Raw genomic sequence first — 21,292 nt, 5'->3', positions numbered from 1 at the left:
TAAAACCAATAGGTTTTGTTAACACAGCTAATAACGTTTTAACTAGCTAAAAACAAACTATCAGTTTATATAAGAACAAGTTTATAAAAAACAACAAGTATATGAATAGTTAGTCATTTACTGTCTGGATGACAGAGAAGCAAAAGGGAGAATTGCAATGGCTCTATATGATCCTAGTCTTGAAAAAGACAACTGTGGATTTGGTTTAATAGCGCAAATGGAAGGCCAACCTAGTCATAAGTTGGTACGAACTGCTATTTCAGCCCTCGATCGCATGACACACCGTGGTGGTATCGCCGCGGATGGCAAAACCGGAGATGGTTGTGGCTTATTACTACAGAAACCAGACTCCTACCTCAGAATTATTGCAGAAGAGAATAACTTCAAGCTCGGCAAGCAATACGCTGTCGGCATGGTTTTCTTCAGCCAAGACCCAATCAAAGCACAATCCGCGCAAGACATCGTCAATAAAGAGCTCGCTCACGAGACCTTAACCATCGCGGGTTGGCGTGTTGTGCCGACCAACACCGATGTATTAGGTCCAATCGCCAAAGATTCCGTTCCTAATATTCAGCAAGTCTTTATCTCAGCCCCTGCTGGCTGGCGTGAACGCGATATTGAACGACGCCTTTATATCGCTCGCCGTAGAATTGAAAAGCAGATCACCGAAGACAAAGATTTCTATATTTGTAGCCTGTCGACCCAAGTCATGGTTTACAAAGGCTTGTGCATGCCTGCCGATCTACCGCGATTTTACCTCGATCTCGCTGACTTACGTATGGAATCGGCGATATGTCTGTTCCACCAGCGCTTCTCAACCAATACTCAGCCACGTTGGCCATTGGCTCAGCCATTCCGCTATTTGGCGCACAATGGTGAGATCAATACCATCGAAGGCAACCGTCAATGGGCTAAGGCTCGTGCTTACAAATTCTCCTCACCACTGTTGCCTGATTTACAAACAGCCGCACCTTTTGTAAATGAGACAGGCTCAGACTCATCAAGCTTAGATAACATGCTCGACCTGTTCCTTGCTGGTGGTATGGATGTGTTCAGAGCGATGCGTATGCTTGTGCCGCCCGCTTGGCAAAACCACCCAGATATGGATCCTGAGTTACGTGCCTTTTACGACTTCAACTCCAAACATATGGAACCGTGGGATGGCCCAGCTGGTATCGTACTTTCAGATGGTCGTTATGCAGCATGTAACCTTGATAGAAACGGCTTACGTCCAGCACGCTATGTCATTACCAAAGACAACCTGATCACTTTGGCATCAGAAGTGGGTATTTGGAACTACGCGCCAGATGAAGTAGCAGAGAAAGGTCGCGTTGGGCCTGGTGAACTGCTTGTTATTGACACTCGTCGCGGCAAGCTATGGCAATCTAATGAGATCGACAATGATCTGAAAGGTCGACACCCTTATAAAGAGTGGATGGAAAAGAACGTTCACAAATTAACACCGTTTTCCGAATTGTCAGATGATCAAGTCGGTAAGCGTAGCTTTGACGATGACACACTAAAAACTTATCAAAAACAATTTGCGATGAGTAACGAAGAATCAGACCAAGTACTTCGCGTACTCGGTGATATGGGACAGGAAGCGGTCGGCTCGATGGGCGATGATACGCCAATGGCCGTTCTGTCTTCTAAAGAACGTCTTATTACGGATTATTTCCGTCAGAAGTTTGCCCAAGTAACCAACCCACCGATTGACCCTCTGCGTGAAAAACACGTGATGTCTTTGGCGACCAGTATCGGCCAAGAGATGAATGTATTCTGTGAAACCGATGGCCACGCTTATCGTGTGACGTTTGATTCACCGGTGCTGCTTTACTCTGATATGCAGCAGCTTCTGCAGTTAAGTCAAAAGCATTATGGTCACGCTATTCTTAGCATGCACTATGATCCGGCAGATAAAGATCTCGAACAAGCCATCAACGACTTGTGCGATCGTGCAGTGGAAGAAGTGCGTGATGGTGCAGTTTTGATTGTACTTTCAGACAAAGGTTTAGAAAAAGGTAGGCTGCCAGTTCCTGCCGCCATGGCTGTCGGTGCCGTACAAACCAGACTTGCAGACAACAACCTACGTTGTGATGCTAACATCGTGGTTGAAACAGCAACCGCACGTGACCCGCACCAATTTGCCGTACTGCTTGGCTTCGGTGCTACCGCAGTTTACCCATATCTCGCTTATGAAGCTCTGGGCAAAATGTTGGACGATGGTTCATTAGATAAAGACTATCGCACTGCATTGCAAAATTACCAAAACGGCATCAACAAAGGTCTGTATAAGATCATGTCGAAGATGGGTATCTCAACGATTGCTTCGTATCGCTGCTCGCAGTTATTTGAGGCAGTAGGTTTACATACCGATGTTGTTGATCTGTGTTTCCGTGGCGTAACGACTCGCATCCAAGGCGCTAGCTTTAGCGACTTCCAACAAGACATCTATAACCTATCTCGTAAAGCATGGACAAAACGTAAACCACTGGAACATGGTGGCTTACTCAAATACGTACATGGCGGCGAATACCACGCCTACAACCCAGACGTAGTCAGTACCTTGCAAACCGCTGTAAAGACAGGTGAAACATCGGATTATCAATCTTTTGCGAAGCAAGTTAATGCTCGTCCTGCTGCTATGCTGCGCGACTTAATGAGCCTCAAAAAAGCCGAACAACCTCTGCCGCTAGAGCAAGTCGAGCCAAGTAGCGATCTCTTTAAACGCTTCGATTCTGCCGCGATGTCGATTGGTGCCTTGAGCCCCGAAGCTCATGAAGCGCTGGCCATGGCGATGAACCGATTAGGTGGTTATTCTAACTCTGGTGAAGGCGGTGAAGATCCACGACGCTTTGGGACTGATCGTAACTCGCGCATCAAACAGATAGCTTCCGGTCGTTTTGGTGTGACGCCACATTACTTAACCAATGCGGATGTTCTACAAATCAAGGTCGCGCAAGGTGCGAAGCCAGGAGAAGGCGGTCAGCTGCCGGGTCATAAAGTCACCGCAGAAATAGCCAAGCTGAGATACTCAGTTCAAGGCGTGACTCTGATCTCCCCTCCTCCGCATCACGATATCTACTCTATCGAAGATCTGGCTCAGCTGATTTTCGACCTTAAGCAAGTTAATCCTAAAGCCTTGGTTTCAGTGAAGTTAGTATCTGAGCCGGGTGTCGGCACCATTGCTACAGGTGTGGCGAAAGCTTATGCCGACCTGATCACCATTTCAGGTTACGACGGCGGTACCGCAGCAAGCCCACTGACCTCAGTGAAATACGCAGGTTGTCCCTGGGAGCTTGGCTTAGCTGAAACTCAACAAGCACTCGTCGCCAACGGGCTTCGTCATAAAATTCGCCTGCAAGTCGATGGTGGTTTAAAAACCGGCCTCGATGTTATCAAGGGTGCGATTTTAGGTGCAGAGAGCTTTGGTTTTGGTACTGCACCAATGGTAGCAATGGGTTGTAAGTTCTTAAGAATTTGTCACCTAAATAACTGTGCGACAGGTGTGGCGACTCAAGATGAAACCCTACGTCGTGAATACTTCAAAGGCCTACCAGACATGGTGGTGAACTACTTTACCGGCCTAGCCGATGAGGTTCGCCAATACCTTGCAGAGCTTGGCGTAGAAAAGATTACTGACCTGATTGGCCGTACTGATTTGCTTGAAGCCGTTCAAGGTCTCACGGCGAAGCAGAGTAAGTTGGATCTTTCATCGATATTGGAAGCTCCGGTATCTACTGAAGGTCATCCACTGTTTTGGACAGAACCAAACGCACCGTTTGATAAGGCTCAGCTCAACCAACAGATCCTTGATGACGTAATCGATGCAATTGAGAAACGTCAATCCACCAGCCTTTACTACAACGTGATCAACACCGATCGTTCGATTGGCGCTCGTATCTCTGGCGAAATTGCTAAGCGATACGGCAACCAAGGCATGGCAGGTTCACCAATCAAGTTGTACCTCGACGGCACCGCAGGCCAATCTTTTGCAGTTTGGAACGCAGGTGGTGTTGAGCTTTACCTAACAGGTGATGCCAATGACTATGTTGGCAAAGGCATGGCTGGCGGAAAAGTGGTTATCAAGCCTCACCAAGGCACCGCATTTACCTGTAACGAAGCGACCATTATCGGCAACACTTGTCTGTATGGCGCAACCGGAGGCAAGCTGTTTGCTGCTGGTACTGCTGGCGAACGATTTGGTGTACGTAACTCAGGTACGGTTGCTGTGATTGAAGGTGCGGGTGACAACGCCTGTGAATACATGACTGGTGGTATTGTTGCCATTCTTGGTGCAACGGGCGTGAACTTCGGCGCGGGTATGACAGGTGGTTTTGCTTATGTGATGGATAAGAATGAAGACTTCCAAGGCCGAGTGAACAACGAGTCGGTCGAGGCACTTTCTCTGTCTGACCTATTTATCCACCAAGAACATCTGCGTGGCTTAATTGCAGAACACTTAGAAGAAACGGGCTCAGTACACGCTGAAGCTATTCTGGCGAACTTTGATGAATGGATTCCGAAGTTCTACTTAGTGAAGCCAAAGACGGCGGATCTTAACACCTTGCTCGGCCACCAAAGTCGTAGCTCTGCTGAACTTCGTGTTCAAGCGCAATAATTGGAAGGAGCCAATAATGAGCCAGAATGTATACCAATTTATTGATGTGAATCGCGTAGACCCAGCGAAGAAGCCAATCAAGATACGTAAGATTGAGTTTGTAGAGATCTACGAACCTTTCACTAAGCAACAAGCCAAAGCGCAAGCTGACCGCTGTCTAGACTGTGGTAACCCCTACTGTGAATGGAAGTGTCCAGTCCATAACTATATCCCTCAATGGCTCAAGCTTGCCAATGAAGGGCGTATTATCGAAGCGGCTGAACTGTCTCACCAAACCAACAGCTTGCCTGAGGTTTGCGGCCGAGTTTGTCCTCAAGATCGTCTATGTGAAGGCTCTTGTACCCTCAACGACGATTTCGGCGCAGTAACCATCGGCAACATTGAAAAATACATCAATGACAAAGCGTTTGAGATGGGCTGGAAACCAGACATGTCTCACGTTGAATGGACCGACAAAAAGGTCGCGATCATTGGCGCTGGCCCTGCAGGTCTTGCAGCAGCTGATATCTTAGTTCGAAACGGTGTGAAGGCCGTGGTATTTGACCGCTACCCGGAGATCGGTGGCCTACTAACGTTTGGTATCCCATCGTTCAAACTCGAGAAAGGCATCATGGAAAACCGTCGCCGTATCTTTAGTGGTATGGGTGTCGAATTTAAGATGAATACCGAAGTCGGTAAAGACGTTCAACTACAACAACTTGTCGATGATTATGATGCCGTTTTCTTAGGGGTCGGTACCTATAAAAACATGCGAGCTGGGTTAGACAACGAAGAAGCACCGGGCGTTTATGATGCTCTACCCTTTCTTGTTTCCAATACCTACAAGGTCATGGAGCTGGATAATCCAACGCCATTCATCGACATGAAAGGCAAAAAAGTGGTCGTGCTTGGTGGTGGTGATACTGCGATGGACTGTGTTCGAACGTCTATTCGTCAGCATGCTGCTAACGTCGTCTGTGCTTATCGTCGTGATGAGGCCAACATGCCAGGCTCTCGCCGTGAGGTGAAGAATGCAAAAGAAGAAGGCGTGAAGTTCATGTTCAACCTTCAGCCATTAGCATTGGAAACCGATTCATCAGGTCATGTTACTGGCGTCAAAGTGGTGAAAACGGCGCTAGGTGAACCAGATGAAGCAGGCCGACGTCGTCCGGAACCCGTTGAAGGCAGTGAACATGTTCTAGAAGCCGATGCTGTGATCATGGCATTTGGTTTCCAACCTCATGCAATGGAATGGCTAGAACCATTTGGTGTAGAGCTCGACCAATGGGGTCGCATCAAGGCTCCCGGACAGCAAGAGTTTCAATACCAAACCACCAACAGTAAGATCTTTGCAGGTGGTGATGCAGTTCGAGGATCTGATTTAGTGGTGACTGCTATCGATGAAGGCCGTAAAGCCGCGGAAGGAATATTGGATTACCTAGAAGTGTGACTAGGTTTCCTTTATTACTCAGTTCGTTACTATAAAAAAGGGATCCAATTATGGATCCTTTTTTAAATTAGATACGTTTATCACAAGCATCACGAAAATACGTAAAACAATTACAAATAAACCAATGCCGATAACTACAATTAGAATTAAAAACAAGCCATAGGAAACACCATGAAAAAAGCCGCTCTCCTTTCTCTATCTCTTTTAACTTTAACCGCATGCAGCCAAGGAATCACGAACATGAAAGACAGAACTTCATCACCTTGTGGAGACAAACCAAACTGCGTATCAACTCAAGATGGCCGTGAGCAGCATGCATTGGACACGTTTGAGTTATCTGACTCAGCAAACTTAGATGCGATTGAGCAGGTTGCACTAACTTTACCTGGATCGAAAACCGCGAGTAAAACAGAAGATTATCTGCGTATTGAATGTACTTCTCGCATCATGCGCTTTGTCGATGACTTAGAACTTAAGATCACTGATGACAAACTGATCGTGCGTTCAGAATCTCGCACTGGCCATTCTGATTTTGGCGTAAACAGAAAACGTGCAGAACAACTTCGTGCTAGCTTAAAAAGCGAAGGCCTAATCAAATAGATAAAAGAATCCGCAGATAAATCACTGCTATTCGGATGAGAAGTGCCTCTGGGCAGTCGCTCGACACTTCTTATCCATGCTACAATTTCGCTCTACTGTTTAAATATTATTTATTAAGAGACTACACATGAAAATCGGCATCATTGGCGCAATGGAGCAAGAAGTTGCGATCCTAAAAGCAGCAATTTCAGACATTACTGAAGTTAATAAAGGCGGTTGTACCTTTTTCTCTGGTCAGCTAAATGGTGTTGACGTTGTTTTACTTCAATCAGGCATTGGTAAAGTAGCAGCGGCTGTTGGGACTTCAATCCTATTAAGCGAATACCAACCAGATGTTGTTCTAAACACGGGCTCTGCTGGCGGTTTTGATTCAACACTGAACCTTGGTGATGTCGTGATCTCAACTGAAGTTCGTCACCACGATGCAGACGTTACAGCTTTCGGTTACGAAATCGGCCAAATGGCAGGTCAACCTGCAGCATTTAAAGCTGACGACAAGCTGATGGCTGTCGCTGAACAAGCACTAGCACAAATGGAAGATAAGCACGCCGTTCGCGGTCTTATCTGTACTGGCGACGCATTTGTTTGCACAGCAGAACGTCAAGCGTTCATTCGCAAGCACTTCCCATCTGTCGTTGCTGTAGAGATGGAAGCATCGGCCATCGCTCAAGCTTGTCACCAATTCCAAGTACCATTCGTGGTTGTTCGTGCAATCTCTGACGTTGCAGACAAAGAATCACCAATGAGCTTCGAAGAGTTTCTGCCACTAGCAGCACAAAGCTCTTCAGAAATGGTTATCAAGATGGTTGCCCTACTAAACTAAGCGACTAGACATGCAAACACTGTTTGATCAGGTATTTGCAAATGGCGTGCTCCTTGTAATGTGGGGAGCACTGCTTTTTCATTTGATTTTACCTATCCCCCATGCCGCACATCCCACAACCTTATGGCATAAGTTTGCTGAGCTTTTAGCAAGCAAGGTTAATAACAACCAAAACTATTCCCAAAACTTAATCTCGGGCACATTAGCTTGGGGGTTGATGGTACTGCCGAGTCTAGTAATTCTATTAGCACTGCAACCATTGGTTTGGCAATCTCAACTGTTTGAATTAGCACTGTTATTACTGGCGATTGATTGGCGCAACAATGAAAAGCTAACAAACCAACTGATCAAAGCACTTGGTCGAGAAGATAAAGCCACGGCTCGCCAGTTATTGGCGCCGATTGTTAATCGTCAAACTGAATCACTGTCATCACTTGGCCTAGGTAAAGCCGCCGTAGAAACCATCATCATGGGTTACGCTCGTAACGTGGTTTGTGTGTTGTTCTGGTACGCCATTGGTGGTGGCATCGCCGCGTTAATGTATCGTCTAGTAGTCGAGTTAGCTCGAGCTTGGTCGCCAAGTCGCAAGCAATTTTCTCCATTTGGATCAACGGCAATCAAGATCGTCGCTATTCTCGAATTTATACCGATGCGTTTATTTGCTTTGATGATCGTATGTGGTGATAAAGCCACGCACACATTTAAAATGATGCTAGTCCAAAGTCGCTCTTGGCCACTGCCCGGCCCTGCATGGTTAATCACGGCCGTTGGCAACAAGCTTGAGCTGTCATTGGGTGGCCCAGCGATTTACGACAACACCAAAGCCATTCGAGCCAAATTAGGTGGCAGAATCGCCCCATCAGCCCTGCATTTGTCGCAGGTTCAGAAGCTACTATTTGGCCGTATCGCTATCTGGATATTTTTACAAAGCCTAATCTTACTATTTGTTCACCAAGGGATTTAGAGTGAAACCTTTAGCACTTGTTACAAGACTTACTCTTTTATCTTCCAGCTTATGGCTGCCTTTATCATTTGCAGAAGAAACATCGCTGACTCCAGAAAAAGTACAGCCAGCTCAACGCGTAGTAAGCCTTGCTCCTCACGCCACTGAGCTCGCCTACAGCGCTGGTTTAGGTGATAAGCTTGTCGCGGTTAGTGAGCGAAGTGATTACCCACCACAAGCTGACAAGCTAGAGAAAGTGGCGAATTACCAAGGCATCAAGGTTGAGAAGATCATTGCACTTCAGCCTGATTTGATTCTTGCGTGGCCAGCCGGAAACCCGCCCAGAGAACTGGCGAAACTAGAGCAATTTGGTTTTAATCTTTACTACTCCAAGACCAAAAGCCTAAACAGTATCGCCACCAATATTGAACAACTCAGCCAATACGCTAGCGATCCAAGCATTGGCGAAAATAACGCTCAGCAATACAAAGAGCAGCTCAAGGCGTTGAGAATAAAATACAAAGATGCCGAGCCAGTAAACTACTTCTACCAACTCAGTGAGAAACCGATCATCACAGTTGCTCAAGGGCACTGGCCAAGTGAGGTGTTTGAGTTTTGTGGTGGCCGCAATATTTTTGAAGACAGCGCATCCCCTTATCCGCAAGTTGGAATTGAACAAGTTGTCTTAAGAAAACCGCAAGTGATCTTCACTTCTCAGCACGCGATTGAGAATGGAACCATGTGGCAAACATGGGAAGATGAGATCCCAGCTGTCGCTCAAAATCAGATTTGGTCCCTCAATTCTGACTGGATTAATCGCCCGACAACGAGAACTTTGAAAGCGATCCAACAAGTGTGCGATTTCTTCGATAGAGCTAGGCAAAATCACTAACTATTTGCTGCGTTTTTTCGTACAATTCGCCACCGACCTATCCCTACAATTTTAACTATAAGAGCACCAGTATCATGGACTCCATGCTGCTTTATATTATCGATTTATTTGGCACTGCCATCTTTGCCGTCTCAGGCGTATTTGTCGCAGGCCGTCTTAAGATGGATCCCTTTGGCGTCGCCGTTCTAGGCAGTGTAACCGCGATTGGCGGCGGCACTATTCGTGACATGGCATTAGGTGCAACTCCCGTATTTTGGATCACCGATACCACCTACCTTTGGGTCATCATCACCACCTGTTTGCTGACCATGATTATAGTAAGACGCCCAAAGCGTTTGGCTTGGTGGATCCTTCCAGTATGTGATGCGATCGGCTTAGCGGTATTTGTTGGCATTGGTGTCGAGAAAGCACTGATTTATCAAGACTCTGCATTGGTTGCTATTATCATGGGTGTGATCACAGGCTGTGGTGGCGGCATTATCCGTGACGTACTTGCTCGTGAGGTCCCAATGATCCTAAGAAGTGAAGTCTACGCGACTGCTTGTATCATTGGTGGCGCTTTCCATACTATAGCGATCAGCATGGGACACGACTCAGAAACTGCATTTTTGGCCGGCGTGTTCTCAACACTATTGATCAGGCTTGGCGCCATTCGTTGGCATTTATCATTGCCAACCTTTGCTATCAAATAGGCCATCGGTACAAATTGAAGGCTCCGCAACGGAGCCTTTTTTAATCCGGTTCACTCTCCAATCCATTCTTATGATCTTTCGTGACACTTTACGTTCCTAATTTAAAATACCTAACTGAGTTCAAACCTTTCGCTTCAAATCTAGAGAATGAAGAGTGTTTGAGGTAACTTGGTTTAATTATTCCCAACTTTCATGAATATAACCCAATGCTACTCGAAGGAATCGAAACTCTACTGGTATTGAGTAAAGCAAAGACCATGAGCCGCACAGGCAGTTTGCTTTATATCAGCCAATCAGCGGTCAGCAAACGGATTGCTAATTTAGAGAAGAAGTTAAGCAAGAAACTCATAGAACCGAGTGGCCGACAGATAAAACTGACGCCAGATGCGATTGCATTGATCGAGAGTATAGGCCCAACATTCAATGAGTTACGTGGTCTTATTTATGAACAACAAGAGTTGGAAGATACGACTCTTATCACCTTAGACAGCTCTAAATCTCTGATAGCGGGCTATCTAGGTGAGATGATGGGCCAATTTATCCAGCAAGATAAATACATCACCATTACCACTAACCACACACCTCGAATCATAGAAAGAGTGCAATCGGGCAAAGCGACCTTAGGGTTATGCGCAGGCTTATTACCACCGCATCATGGGTTGATGACCTTCCATCTGTTTGATGAGCCGTTTTACATAGTGAGTAAGTCACCGCTAACGGAGCTTCCTCCATTGGTGATTACCAACGATATGACCAACCCCGCGAACTCTTATCAACTTTCTGTCTTAGAGAAGTTTGGTATCAAGCCCTTGATGGAGATGGATGCCTACACCGCAGCGGCTCAACTTGCATTGGGCGGGACTGGGCCAGCGTTAATCCCGCTCTCTATCGTAAAAACACTCAATATTGAGCCTCAATACCTGTATAGCTTCACCGAATTAGCAGGCTTAATTCGACCGATTCATATCTGTGTAAGACCAAATAGCTATCAGTCTCCACGAGTTAGAACACTGATAGAATCCATTGTTGATGCTGTTCCCAAAGCAGTTTAGACGCCATTAGCATCGACATAACGATCACAAGGGGTCGAATCCATTTCTGCCCTTTTGTCACCACCACTTTAGCGCCAAGCTGAGCGCCCATAAAACCGCCAACCGCCATCACTAATCCTAACTCCCAAATAGGCAAGCCAGCCAAAATAAAGAAGATCAATGCGGCAATATTAGAGGTAAAATTAAGTACCTTGGTGCGCGCCGTAGCATCGACTAACGAGAAGTGACCAATCGCAACAAAGCAGACTGTGAAGATAGAACCTGTTCCTGGGCCAAAGAAACCATCATAGAAACCAACTCCACCACCTACACACAGAGCAAACATCGCCTCAGAGATCTTCTGTTTTCCTTCAGACGCTCTAGTTTGCGGTGCCAACAGGAAATAGAGAGAGATAGCGATAAGCAGCAGCGGTATCACACTGGTCAGTAGGCTCGCATCAATGTGCTGAACTAACTCGGCGCCAATAGCAGAGCCGATAAAGGTACAAAAGATAGCAAGGCGCATCTCTTTGATACTGACAATACCGTTGCGCACGAAATACCAACTGGCGGAAAAGCTACCAAATGAGCTTTGGAGTTTATTGGTTGCCAATGCTTGAGTTGGTGGCACTCCGGCCGCTAGCAATGCAGGTAGAGTCAGTAAGCCACCACCACCAGCCATTGCATCGATGAAGCCTGCCGCCGTTGCAATAACAAACAAGATAGCCAATATATCAAGAGTGATTTCCATATACCCAACGCCTTAAAGTCCTGTGTAACGACAAGTTACCACTCACTGTAGGTGAGCAATAACGAAACACAAGATTTTAACCTATTCCAAATATTCATCATTTAACCACTACAGAATAACAGACATAAAAAAGCCCACTCCGAAGAGTAGGCTTTGAGTATTTATATCTGTTTAACAGCGTTACGCTTTAGGCCATTACGCTAGAGAAGCTTTAACCTGAGCGTGTAGCTCTTGAACTGAAGTTACTGACGTCTTCGCGTCTGCAGTGTGCGCCATACAAGTCGCAAATGCAGCGTTTAGCGTAGTCGTGTAGTTAACCTTCTCAGCCAATGCGCCGCGACGAAGAACTTTAGAATCTTCAATCGCTTGACGGCCAGCAGCAGTGTTCACGATGTACGTGTACTCGTTATTCTTGATACGGTCAAGAATGTGAGGACGACCTTCGTGTACCTTGTTTACTAGACGTGGGTTAATACCCGCTTCGCCAAGAATAACTGCAGTACCGTGAGTTGCGTCTAACTGGTAACCAAGCTTAGATAGCTTAGAAGCTAGGTCAACAACACGCTCTTTGTCGCCTTCACGAACAGAAAGAAGTGCACGGCCGCCTTCTGGGTAGATGTTGCCACAACCCAACTCAGCTTTAGAGTATGCTTCTGCGAATGTCGCACCAACACCCATAACTTCACCAGTAGAGCGCATTTCTGGGCCTAACAGTGGGTCAACACCAGGAAATTTGTTGAATGGAAGTACAACTTCTTTCACTGAGTAGTAAGGTGGGATGATTTCTTTCGTAAAGCCTTGAGACTCTAGTGATTGACCAGCCATTACACGCGCTGCAATCTTAGCAATCGGTGCGCCTGTAGCTTTAGACACGAATGGAACAGTACGTGCTGCACGAGGGTTAACCTCGATTAGGTATACTTCGTTATCTTTAACAGCAAACTGCGTATTCATCAGACCACGAACACCCAACTCAAACGCTAACTTTTCAACTTGCTCGCGCATTACGTCTTGGATTTCTTGGCTTAGCGTGTATGCAGGAAGAGAACATGCTGAGTCACCAGAGTGAACACCCGCTTGTTCGATATGCTCCATGATACCGCCGATAACAACACGCTCACCATCACAAATCGCATCTACGTCTACCTCAATAGCGTCATCTAAGAAGCTATCAAGTAATACTGGAGATTCGTTTGATACGCTGACTGCTTCGTTGAAGTAGCGACGCAGGTCTTGCTCGTCGTATACGATTTCCATCGCACGACCACCAAGTACGTAAGAAGGACGTACAACAAGTGGGAAGCCGATTTCGCGAGATTTCTCAACCGCTTGCTCCATTGTTGTTACGGTTGCATTTTGTGGTTGAAGCAGGCCTAGGCGGTCTACAGCAACTTGGAAACGCTCACGGTCTTCTGCACGGTCGATTGCGTCTGGACTAGTACCAATAATTGGTACGCCAGCAGCTTCAAGAGCACGAGCCAGTTTAAGTGGCGTTTGACCACCGTACTGAACGATAACGCCTTTTGGCTTCTCAACACGAGCGATCGCCAGTACATCTTCCAGAGTTACTGGTTCGAAGTACAGGCGGTCAGACGTATCGTAGTCTGTAGAAACTGTCTCAGGGTTACAGTTAACCATGATAGTTTCGTAGCCATCTTCGCGTAGTGCTAGTGAGGCGTGTACACAACAGTAATCAAACTCGATACCTTGACCGATACGGTTTGGACCTCCACCCAAGATCATGATCTTGTCTTTGTCTGTTGGATTCGCTTCACACTCTTCATCGTAAGATGAGTACATGTACGCCGTATCTGAAGAGAACTCAGCAGCACACGTATCTACACGCTTGTAAACAGGGTGTATATCGTATTGGTCACGCATGCGACGGATTTCGCTTTCCGCTACACCTAGAATCTTAGATAAGCGTGCATCAGCAAAACCTTTACGCTTAAGCTTGTTTAACTCGTCTTTGTTTAGACCAGCAAAGCCTTTCGCTTTAAGTTCTTGCTCTAGCTTAACGATGTCTTCGATTTGAACTAGGAACCAACGGTCGATTTGCGTTAGGTTGAATACACCATCTACCGACATACCAGCACGGAATGCGTCAGCGATGTACCAAATACGTTCTGCGCCAGCTTCTTTTAGTTCATGACGGATAGTCGTTAGCGCATCAGGTGCGTCTAGGTCTACCATTTCGTCAAAACCAGTCGCGCCAACTTCTAGGCCGCGAAGTGCTTTCTGTAGAGATTCTTGTTGGTTACGGCCGATAGCCATAACTTCACCAACCGACTTCATTTGCGTTGTTAGACGGTCGTTAGCACCTGCAAATTTCTCGAAGTTAAAACGAGGAATCTTAGTAACTACGTAGTCGATTGTTGGTTCGAATGACGCTGGCGTTGCGCCACCAGTGATGTCATTCATTAGCTCATCTAGCGTAAAGCCAACAGCCAGTTTCGCTGCAATCTTAGCGATTGGGAAACCTGTCGCTTTAGAAGCTAGTGCAGAAGAGCGAGATACACGTGGGTTCATCTCGATGATAACCATACGGCCATCTTTCGGGTTGATACCAAACTGTACGTTTGAACCACCTGTTTCAACACCAATCTCACGCAGTACCGCTAGAGAAGCGTTACGCATTAGTTGGTATTCTTTGTCTGTCAGCGTTTGAGCTGGCGCCACTGTGATTGAGTCACCGGTGTGAATACCCATTGGGTCAAAGTTTTCAATCGCACATACGATGATACAGTTGTCGTTTTTGTCACGAACCACTTCCATCTCGTACTCTTTCCAACCGATAAGTGATTCATCGATAAGAAGTTCGTTTGTTGGAGATAGGTCCAAACCACGACGACAAATTTCTTCAAATTCTTCTTTGTTGTAAGCGATACCGCCACCAGTACCACCCATAGTGAACGATGGACGAATGATACAAGGGAAGCCAACCAATTCTTGAACTTTATAAGCTTCTTCCATGGTTTTCGCAGTATCAGCAGTTGGACACTCAAGGCCAATTGCTTTCATTGCTTTATCGAAGCGTGAACGGTCTTCTGCTTTATCGATAGCGTCAGCCGTTGCACCAATCATTTCAACACCGAACTCTTCAAGAACGCCGTGCTTTTCTAAGTCTAGAGCACAATTCAATGCAGTTTGGCCACCCATAGTAGGTAGGACTGCATCGGGCTTCTCTTTAGCGATGATGTTACGCACAACTTCCCATTGGATAGGCTCGATGTAAGTTGCATCTGCCATATCTGGGTCAGTCATGATTGTCGCTGGGTTCGAGTTTACAAGAATAACTCGGTAACCTTCTTCGCGAAGCGCTTTACAAGCTTGAGCACCAGAGTAATCGAACTCACATGCTTGGCCGATAACGATCGGGCCAGCACCTAGAATAAGAATACTTTTAATGTCAGTACGTTTTGGCATTGTCTACTACTCCGAATTACGCTGTGTGCTGTTTGATTAGTTCAATAAAGTGGTCGAATAACGGCGCTGCGTCTTCTGGACCTGGGCTTGCTTCCGGGTGACCTTGGAAGCTGAATGCTGGTTTGTCTGTACGGTGAATACCTTGTAGAGAACCATCAAATAATGATTTGTGCGTTGCACGCAGTGTCTCTGGAAGGGTTTCTTCGTCAGCAGCAAAGCCGTGGTTTTGCGAAGTAATCATCACAACATCACGATCTAAATCTTTAACCGGGTGGTTTGCACCGTGGTGACCAAACTTCATCTTCACTGTCTTAGCGCCTGACGCAAGAGCAAGAATCTGGTGACCTAGACAGATACCGAAGATTGGTAAGCCTTTTTCTAGGAACACTTTTGTCGCTTCAATTGCGTAAGTACATGGTTCTGGGTCACCAGGGCCATTTGAAAGGAAAACACCGTCTGGGTTCAGAGCGAGTACTTCTTCTGCTGAAGTTTCAGCAGGAACAACCGTTAGGCGGCAGCCGCGGTCAACAAGCATTCGTAAGATGTTTCGTTTTGCGCCGAAGTCATAAGCAACAACGTGGTATGGCAATTCAGAGTCTGCTTTCGCTTCAGGAAGTCCACCCGTAAGCGTCCACGAACCTTGTTTCCATTGATACGCTTCTTTTGTTGTAACTTCTTTCGCAAGGTCCATACCTTTCAGGCCAGGGAATTCTTTTGCTTTAGCCAGAGCTAGAGCCTCATCAAGGTTGTTACCCGCTACGATACAACCGTTTTGAGCACCTTTTTCACGAAGAATACGCGTCAGCTTACGAGTATCGATATCAGCGATACCAATAACGTTTTGCGACTTAAGGTAATCAGAAAGGGATTGTTCATTACGGAAGTTAGAAGCGATTAGAGGGAGATCGCGAATCACAAGGCCTTGAGCGTGGATTGAAGAAGATTCTTCGTCTTCGGAATTGGTTCCGGTATTGCCAATGTGAGGGTAAGTAAGGGTTACGATTTGTTGAGAATAGGAAGGATCAGTGAGGATTTCTTGGTACCCCGTCATCGAGGTATTAAAAACGACTTCACCAACTGCGGAACCTACAGCGCCAATGGCTTCACCGTGAAATACTGTCCCATCTTCTAGGACGAGTAGTGCTGACTTCTTCAAGACAACCTCCAGAAATAAAAATGCATTAAAATTGATTTAATTTGCAAATCTACCTTCCTGTAACACCAGAAACTGCGTGTTTATGGAAATTAGACAAATTGGCGATATTTTAGTGATCTGCGTGATACGTGTCAACATTTAACGCAAAAGAAATTAAACATTTGTAAGGACTAATTCAATTTACACCATCAAAGCTTCAAAAGTTTAACTTTCATGCTCATTTTGTCCGAATATTACGATTTTCTAATTTTCATCCCTCATTTTAGCCAACCATAGAGTGATAAAAATATCAGCAACAAAACGCAATCGATAAATACAAAGAGAAAAGGTCGAAATTTAAAGATCTAAAACAAAAAGCACACTATAAGCATTAAAAATCGCAGTTAAATAAGAGAAAATCGACGATAAGAAGAAACTAGAGAGAGGTTTGTAAAAGGGATATTACGAAGGAAAATGTATCAAATAAAGAAAGCGCTGGCAATTGCCAGCGCATAAATATCTATTTATAGGTCATTCAAACCAAGGACGTCAGTCATGGTATAAAAGCCTGCTGGTTTATCATTTAGCCAAACTGCCGCCTTGATTGCACCATTGGCAAAAGTCATTCGGTCAGTCGCTTTATGGGTAATTTCCACTCGCTCACCGATATCAGCAAACATAGCGGTGTGCTCACCAATAATGTCGCCGGCACGAATCGTCGCAAAACCGATCTCATCCTTAGTTCGCTCACCAGTAATACCTTCACGTGACCATACGGCTACATCGTTAAGCTCATTACCCATCGCACCAGCAATCGCTTCACCCATACCAATAGCCGTGCCTGAAGGTGCATCTACCTTGTGGCGATGGTGAGCTTCAACGATTTCAACATCACAGTAATCGCCCATCACTTTAGCGGCCTTTTCTAGCAGCTTAAATACCAGGTTTACACCAACGCTGTAGTTAGGTGCCATGACAATTGGCATCTCTTTTGACGCCGCATCGATAGCCTGCTTTTCTTCTTCAGAGAAACCCGTTGTGCCGATGATCAGCTTTTTACCATGACGTTTACAAAGTTCAATATTCGCTAATGTGCTAACAGGTGCGGTAAAATCGACGATCACATCAAACTCTTCGATAGCTTTAGACAAGTCATCCACTAAAGCGACATCAAAACGACCTTCACCACATAACTCGCCGACATCAACGCCCACTAAAGATGACTCTGGACGCTCTGAACCAGCACCAACACTTGCTTCTGAATTATGATGAGCGGCTTTCACCAAGTTACGACCCATACGGCCCGCTGCTCCTGCAATTGCAATTCTTACCACTGCGAATATCTCCATTGTTTTGGTTACCGTTGCCACTTATCTCGTGCGGCAACGTTCAATCGGTTAATCCCTTTAAACTAACAACAATCTCAAACTCAGGCTAGCAATTACGAAAACTCTTTTATTACTCGCTCTAAAATTGGCACATTTGCCTCTGGGAAGGGGTATTGATTCAAAGATTCTAGGTTTACCCATTCACCTTGTTGACCCTCTTTACCATAAGGCTGTTGCTCAAAGGCTGTCACAAGGATGAAATCAAACTTAAGCGATTTATCACTGTAATCAAATTCAAGATGCTCAAAGAGAGACTGTTCAGTTACCTTGATGCCAATTTCTTCATCTAACTCACGAGCCATTGCTTGTTCAATGGTTTCCCCTACTTCAACCTTGCCGCCAGGGAACTCCCAAAAGCCACCTTTGTGTTTATTGTCTGGGCGTTTAGTAATAAAGACCTGTGATTTATCTTGGTTGAAGATAATGCCCGCAACAATATGGATTCTTTTCATATGATGGTGTTCCTTAATAAAACGCTTTGCTCACTCATCCCCCTCAATACGTCATCCTCAAGAAGGACAAACAACTGAGTTGAGGATCTAATACAAGAGCGTGAGTCTAACTATTAAACGAGATTCCCTACTAGACTCGTTCCTCGCTAGAGGGAATGACGACTTACCCTTTCATCAAAAGATAAGCCACGAAATTTACATACAAAAAGAGCCGCCTAAGCGACTCTTTAATCAGAACTATATTTAGGCAAAGCTGTATTGGTTGAGAACGAGGAGGCGACGCAGAGTTTACAAGTGTAAATGAGCATCGCCGACGAAGTTATCAGCCATTACAGCAAAGCATTAGTCAATTTTACCGTGACACTGTTTGTATTTTTTGCCACTTCCACATGGGCATGGTTCGTTACGACCCACTTTACGCTCATCACGTACTACCGTTTGTGGAGATACCGCTTCAGCTTCATCGTCAGCTAACTGATTTTCAGCCACTGCATGTTGTGTTTGAGCACGACGCGCCGCTTCTTCAGCTTGAGCTTGACGTTGAGCTTCCATCTTTTCAACTTCTTCTTGTTGCTGAACGCGAACCTTAGAAAGAATGGTAACAACGTCTGTTTTCAGTACATCTAACAGGCCTTCAAACAGTTCAAACGACTCGCGCTTGTACTCTTGTTTCGGGTTCTTCTGAGCATAACCACGTAAGTGTATACCTTGACGAAGGTGATCCATCGCAGCCAAGTGCTCTTTCCAAAGACCGTCTAGCGTTTGTAGCATCACAGACTTTTCGAAGTTACGCAGTACTTGAGCACCAACCACTTCTTCTTTTTGTTTGTACGAGTCAACCGCCATACCAATAATACGCTCACGCAATGCTTCTTCATAAAGCTTGTCGTCTTCGTCCAACCAACCTTGAATATCAAAGTCTAGATCGAAGTCGTTTTTCAGGCGATCTTGTAGACCAGCGATATCCCACATGTCTTCAAGAGATTGAGGTGCAATGTACTCATCGATAACCGAAGTAAACACGTCTTCACGGTTGTGTTCGATCATTTCGCTGATGTCGTCAGAACTCATCAGTTCGTCACGAAGCTCATAAACCACTTTACGTTGGTCATTAGCTACATCATCGTACTCAAGAAGCTGCTTACGGATATCGAAGTTACGACCTTCCACTTTACGTTGTGCTTTTTCAATTGAGCGAGACAGCATCTTAGATTCAATCGCTTCGCCTTCGTCCATACCACTTTGAATAAGGCCAGCCATACGATCAGACGTAAAGATACGTAGCAGAGAGTCTTCCATTGATAGGTAGAAACGAGAAGAACCCGCATCACCTTGACGACCAGAACGACCACGTAGCTGGTTATCGATACGGCGAGATTCATGGCGCTCAGTACCAATGATGTGCAGACCACCGGACTCAAGTACTTTATCGTGGATAACTCTCCAGTCAGCTTTGATCTTATCGATCTGCTCTTGAGTTGGGTTTTCTAGCTTCTCTACCTGAGCCTGCCAGCTACCACCTAATACGATATCGGTACCACGACCAGCCATGTTAGTTGCGATAGTTACCGCGCTTGGCGTACCCGCTTGTGCAACGATCTCGGCTTCCATTTCGTGAAACTTAGCATTGAGAACGTTATGCTTAATTTTTGCTTTTTTCAGTGCGTTAGACAGTAGTTCTGATTTTTCGATAGAAACCGTACCAACCAGTGATGGCTGACCAGCCGCAACACGATCTTTAATGTCTTCAATGATCGCATTGAATTTGTCTTCTTCGGTACGATAAACCACATCTGGCATATCGTTACGAACCATAGGCTTGTTGGTTGGGATAACCACCGTTTCTAGGCCGTAGATAGACTGGAATTCGAAAGCTTCTGTATCGGCTGTACCTGTCATACCAGACAGTTTCTCGTACAAACGGAAGAAGTTCTGGAAGGTAATCGATGCTAACGTTTGGTTTTCGTTTTGAATCTTTACACCTTCTTTCGCTTCAACAGCTTGGTGTAAACCTTCAGACCAACGACGACCAGGCATAGTACGACCAGTATGTTCATCAACAATAACCACTTCGCCTTCTTCAGTAACGATGTAGTCTACGTTTTTCTCAAACAATACGTGCGCACGAAGAGCCGCATTTACGTGGTGAAGTAAGCTGATATTGGTTGGAGAGTAAAGTGTATCGCCCTCTTCCATCAATCCATTTTTAACCATTAACTCTTCAACAAATTCTTGACCGTTTTCAGTCAGGTGAACCTGTTTAGATTTTTCGTCCATGGTGTAGTGACCTTCACCACGGTACTCTTCTGAATCTTCTTTATCTTGACGCTCTAGAGAAGGGATCAGCGTATTAATGCGCGTATAAAGATCTGAGCTATCTTCAGCAGGACCAGAGATAATTAACGGAGTACGAGCTTCATCGATTAAGATTGAGTCAACTTCATCGACTACAGCGAAGAAACGTTCACGTTGAACTCTATCTTCAGCACGGAAAGCCATGTTGTCACGCAGGTAATCAAAACCAAACTCGTTGTTTGTTCCGTATAGGATATCGGCTTGGTACGCTTCTTTCTTCTCTGGCGGAGCCATATTTGGCACGTTCACGCCAACTGTCATGCCAAGGAATTCAAATAGTGGTCGGTTTGTTTCCGCATCACGCTTCGCTAGGTAATCGTTCACCGTTACAACGTGAACACCTTTGCTTGGTAGGGCGTTAAGATAAGCTGGTAGAGTTGCGGTAAGAGTTTTACCTTCACCAGTACGCATCTCTGCGATTTGGCCAGCATTTAGAACCATGCCACCAATCAACTGCACGTCAAAGTGACGCATGCCGTAAACACGTTTAGACGCTTCACGTACTGTAGCAAATGCTTCAGGTAAAAGTTGATCTAGCGATTCGCCTTTATCTAAGCGCTCACGAAACTCAACCGTTTTAGCTTTTAACTCTTCATCAGAAAGTGCTTCTAACGTTGGTTCGTAGTTATTAATTTCTTTTACAATTTTTCTAAGGCGGCGCAGTGTTCTGTCATTGCGACTGCCAATTACCTTTGTCAGCAGCTTAGTAATCATGTGCTTGGAATCTCTTCGTTCTCAGATCGTCCGCGATCTA

The 21,292-nt window shown here is 45.6% G+C and carries 14 protein-coding genes; 8 read left to right on the top strand and 6 right to left on the bottom strand.

From position 1 onward, the window contains the following. The first annotated feature begins 157 nt into the window (after positions 1 to 157). The 8 genes from gltB (at position 158) to L8S15_RS09505 (ending at position 11,052) form a co-directional block, all read left to right on the top strand. Positions 158 to 4,621: a glutamate synthase large subunit gene (gene gltB / locus L8S15_RS09540; protein ID WP_016796208.1), complete on the top strand. Its 4,464-nt coding sequence runs from the start codon at positions 158 to 160 to the stop codon at positions 4,619 to 4,621. 16 nt (positions 4,622 to 4,637) lie between these two features. Beyond that, positions 4,638 to 6,050 carry an FAD-dependent oxidoreductase gene (locus L8S15_RS09535; RefSeq protein WP_016787584.1) on the top strand — a complete coding sequence of 471 codons (1,413 nt, stop codon included), beginning with the start codon at positions 4,638 to 4,640 and terminating at the stop codon, positions 6,048 to 6,050. 171 nt (positions 6,051 to 6,221) lie between these two features. After that, positions 6,222 to 6,650, top strand: coding sequence for a DUF1499 domain-containing protein (locus L8S15_RS09530; RefSeq protein WP_016790334.1), 429 nt, complete (start codon positions 6,222 to 6,224; stop codon positions 6,648 to 6,650). 127 nt (positions 6,651 to 6,777) lie between these two features. Then, complete coding sequence (mtnN, locus tag L8S15_RS09525) at positions 6,778 to 7,473, top strand: 5'-methylthioadenosine/S-adenosylhomocysteine nucleosidase (RefSeq protein ID WP_010434770.1); 696 nt, start codon at positions 6,778 to 6,780, stop codon at positions 7,471 to 7,473. A gap of 10 nt (positions 7,474 to 7,483) precedes the next feature. Beyond that, positions 7,484 to 8,437 (top strand): cobalamin biosynthesis family protein, encoded by a 954-nt coding sequence (locus L8S15_RS09520; RefSeq protein WP_016796207.1) that lies wholly within the window; start codon positions 7,484 to 7,486, stop codon positions 8,435 to 8,437. 1 nt (position 8,438) lies between these two features. After that, entirely contained in the window at positions 8,439 to 9,308 is an 870-nt protein-coding gene (btuF, locus tag L8S15_RS09515) for a vitamin B12 ABC transporter substrate-binding protein BtuF (protein WP_010434768.1), read from the top strand. A 74-nt stretch (positions 9,309 to 9,382) separates the two neighbouring features. Next, positions 9,383 to 10,000 carry a TRIC cation channel family protein gene (locus L8S15_RS09510; RefSeq protein WP_016796206.1) on the top strand — a complete coding sequence of 206 codons (618 nt, stop codon included), beginning with the start codon at positions 9,383 to 9,385 and terminating at the stop codon, positions 9,998 to 10,000. Positions 10,001 to 10,206: 206 nt separating this feature from the next. Beyond that, positions 10,207 to 11,052 carry a LysR family transcriptional regulator gene (locus L8S15_RS09505; protein ID WP_010434764.1) on the top strand — a complete coding sequence of 282 codons (846 nt, stop codon included), beginning with the start codon at positions 10,207 to 10,209 and terminating at the stop codon, positions 11,050 to 11,052. On the opposite strand, the gene L8S15_RS09500 is transcribed toward L8S15_RS09505, so the two are convergent. The 6 genes from L8S15_RS09500 to secA all read right to left on the bottom strand — a co-directional run bounded on the left by L8S15_RS09500 (position 11,003) and on the right by secA (position 21,252). Next, a complete protein-coding gene (locus tag L8S15_RS09500) occupies positions 11,003 to 11,782 on the bottom strand; it encodes a TSUP family transporter (protein WP_280572824.1) in 780 nt (259 codons plus the stop codon). The two genes, L8S15_RS09505 and L8S15_RS09500, sit on opposite strands and share 50 nt — an antisense overlap. Positions 11,783 to 11,977: 195 nt before the next feature. Continuing rightward, a complete protein-coding gene (gene carB / locus L8S15_RS09495) occupies positions 11,978 to 15,208 on the bottom strand; it encodes a carbamoyl-phosphate synthase large subunit (protein ID WP_016767749.1) in 3,231 nt (1,076 codons plus the stop codon). Between the two features lie 16 nt (positions 15,209 to 15,224). Further along, complete coding sequence (gene carA, locus L8S15_RS09490) at positions 15,225 to 16,364, bottom strand: glutamine-hydrolyzing carbamoyl-phosphate synthase small subunit (RefSeq protein ID WP_016783965.1); 1,140 nt, start codon at positions 16,362 to 16,364, stop codon at positions 15,225 to 15,227. 503 nt (positions 16,365 to 16,867) lie between these two features. Next, positions 16,868 to 17,692, bottom strand: a complete 825-nt coding sequence (gene dapB, locus L8S15_RS09485; protein ID WP_016783966.1) for a 4-hydroxy-tetrahydrodipicolinate reductase — start codon at positions 17,690 to 17,692, stop codon at positions 16,868 to 16,870. 92 nt (positions 17,693 to 17,784) lie between these two features. Then, positions 17,785 to 18,183, bottom strand: a complete 399-nt coding sequence (gene mutT / locus L8S15_RS09480; protein WP_016792087.1) for an 8-oxo-dGTP diphosphatase MutT — start codon at positions 18,181 to 18,183, stop codon at positions 17,785 to 17,787. 342 nt (positions 18,184 to 18,525) lie between these two features. After that, a complete protein-coding gene (secA, locus tag L8S15_RS09475) occupies positions 18,526 to 21,252 on the bottom strand; it encodes a preprotein translocase subunit SecA (RefSeq protein ID WP_016767751.1) in 2,727 nt (908 codons plus the stop codon). Positions 21,253 to 21,292: the final 40 nt, after the last annotated feature.

This window comes from Vibrio sp. S/42/10 (genome assembly GCF_029890535.1).
Lineage (GTDB): Bacteria > Pseudomonadota > Gammaproteobacteria > Enterobacterales > Vibrionaceae > Vibrio > Vibrio cyclitrophicus.
This window is presented reverse-complemented; position numbering and strand designations above follow the sequence as displayed.

Excerpts from the sequence above, each read along its gene's own strand:
- gltB (WP_016796208.1), top strand. The coding sequence starts at position 158 with ATGGCTCTATATGATCCTAGTCTTGAAAAAGACAACTGTGGATTTGGT.
- L8S15_RS09535 (WP_016787584.1), top strand. The coding sequence starts at position 4,638 with ATGAGCCAGAATGTATACCAATTTATTGATGTGAATCGCGTAGACCCA.
- L8S15_RS09530 (WP_016790334.1), top strand. The coding sequence starts at position 6,222 with ATGAAAAAAGCCGCTCTCCTTTCTCTATCTCTTTTAACTTTAACCGCA.
- mtnN (WP_010434770.1), top strand. The coding sequence starts at position 6,778 with ATGAAAATCGGCATCATTGGCGCAATGGAGCAAGAAGTTGCGATCCTA.
- L8S15_RS09520 (WP_016796207.1), top strand. The coding sequence starts at position 7,484 with ATGCAAACACTGTTTGATCAGGTATTTGCAAATGGCGTGCTCCTTGTA.
- L8S15_RS09510 (WP_016796206.1), top strand. The coding sequence starts at position 9,383 with ATGGACTCCATGCTGCTTTATATTATCGATTTATTTGGCACTGCCATC.
- L8S15_RS09505 (WP_010434764.1), top strand. The coding sequence starts at position 10,207 with ATGCTACTCGAAGGAATCGAAACTCTACTGGTATTGAGTAAAGCAAAG.
- L8S15_RS09500 (WP_280572824.1), bottom strand. The coding sequence starts at position 11,782 with ATGGAAATCACTCTTGATATATTGGCTATCTTGTTTGTTATTGCAACG.
- carB (WP_016767749.1), bottom strand. The coding sequence starts at position 15,208 with ATGCCAAAACGTACTGACATTAAAAGTATTCTTATTCTAGGTGCTGGC.
- dapB (WP_016783966.1), bottom strand. The coding sequence starts at position 17,692 with ATGGAGATATTCGCAGTGGTAAGAATTGCAATTGCAGGAGCAGCGGGC.
- mutT (WP_016792087.1), bottom strand. The coding sequence starts at position 18,183 with ATGAAAAGAATCCATATTGTTGCGGGCATTATCTTCAACCAAGATAAA.
- secA (WP_016767751.1), bottom strand. The coding sequence starts at position 21,252 with ATGATTACTAAGCTGCTGACAAAGGTAATTGGCAGTCGCAATGACAGA.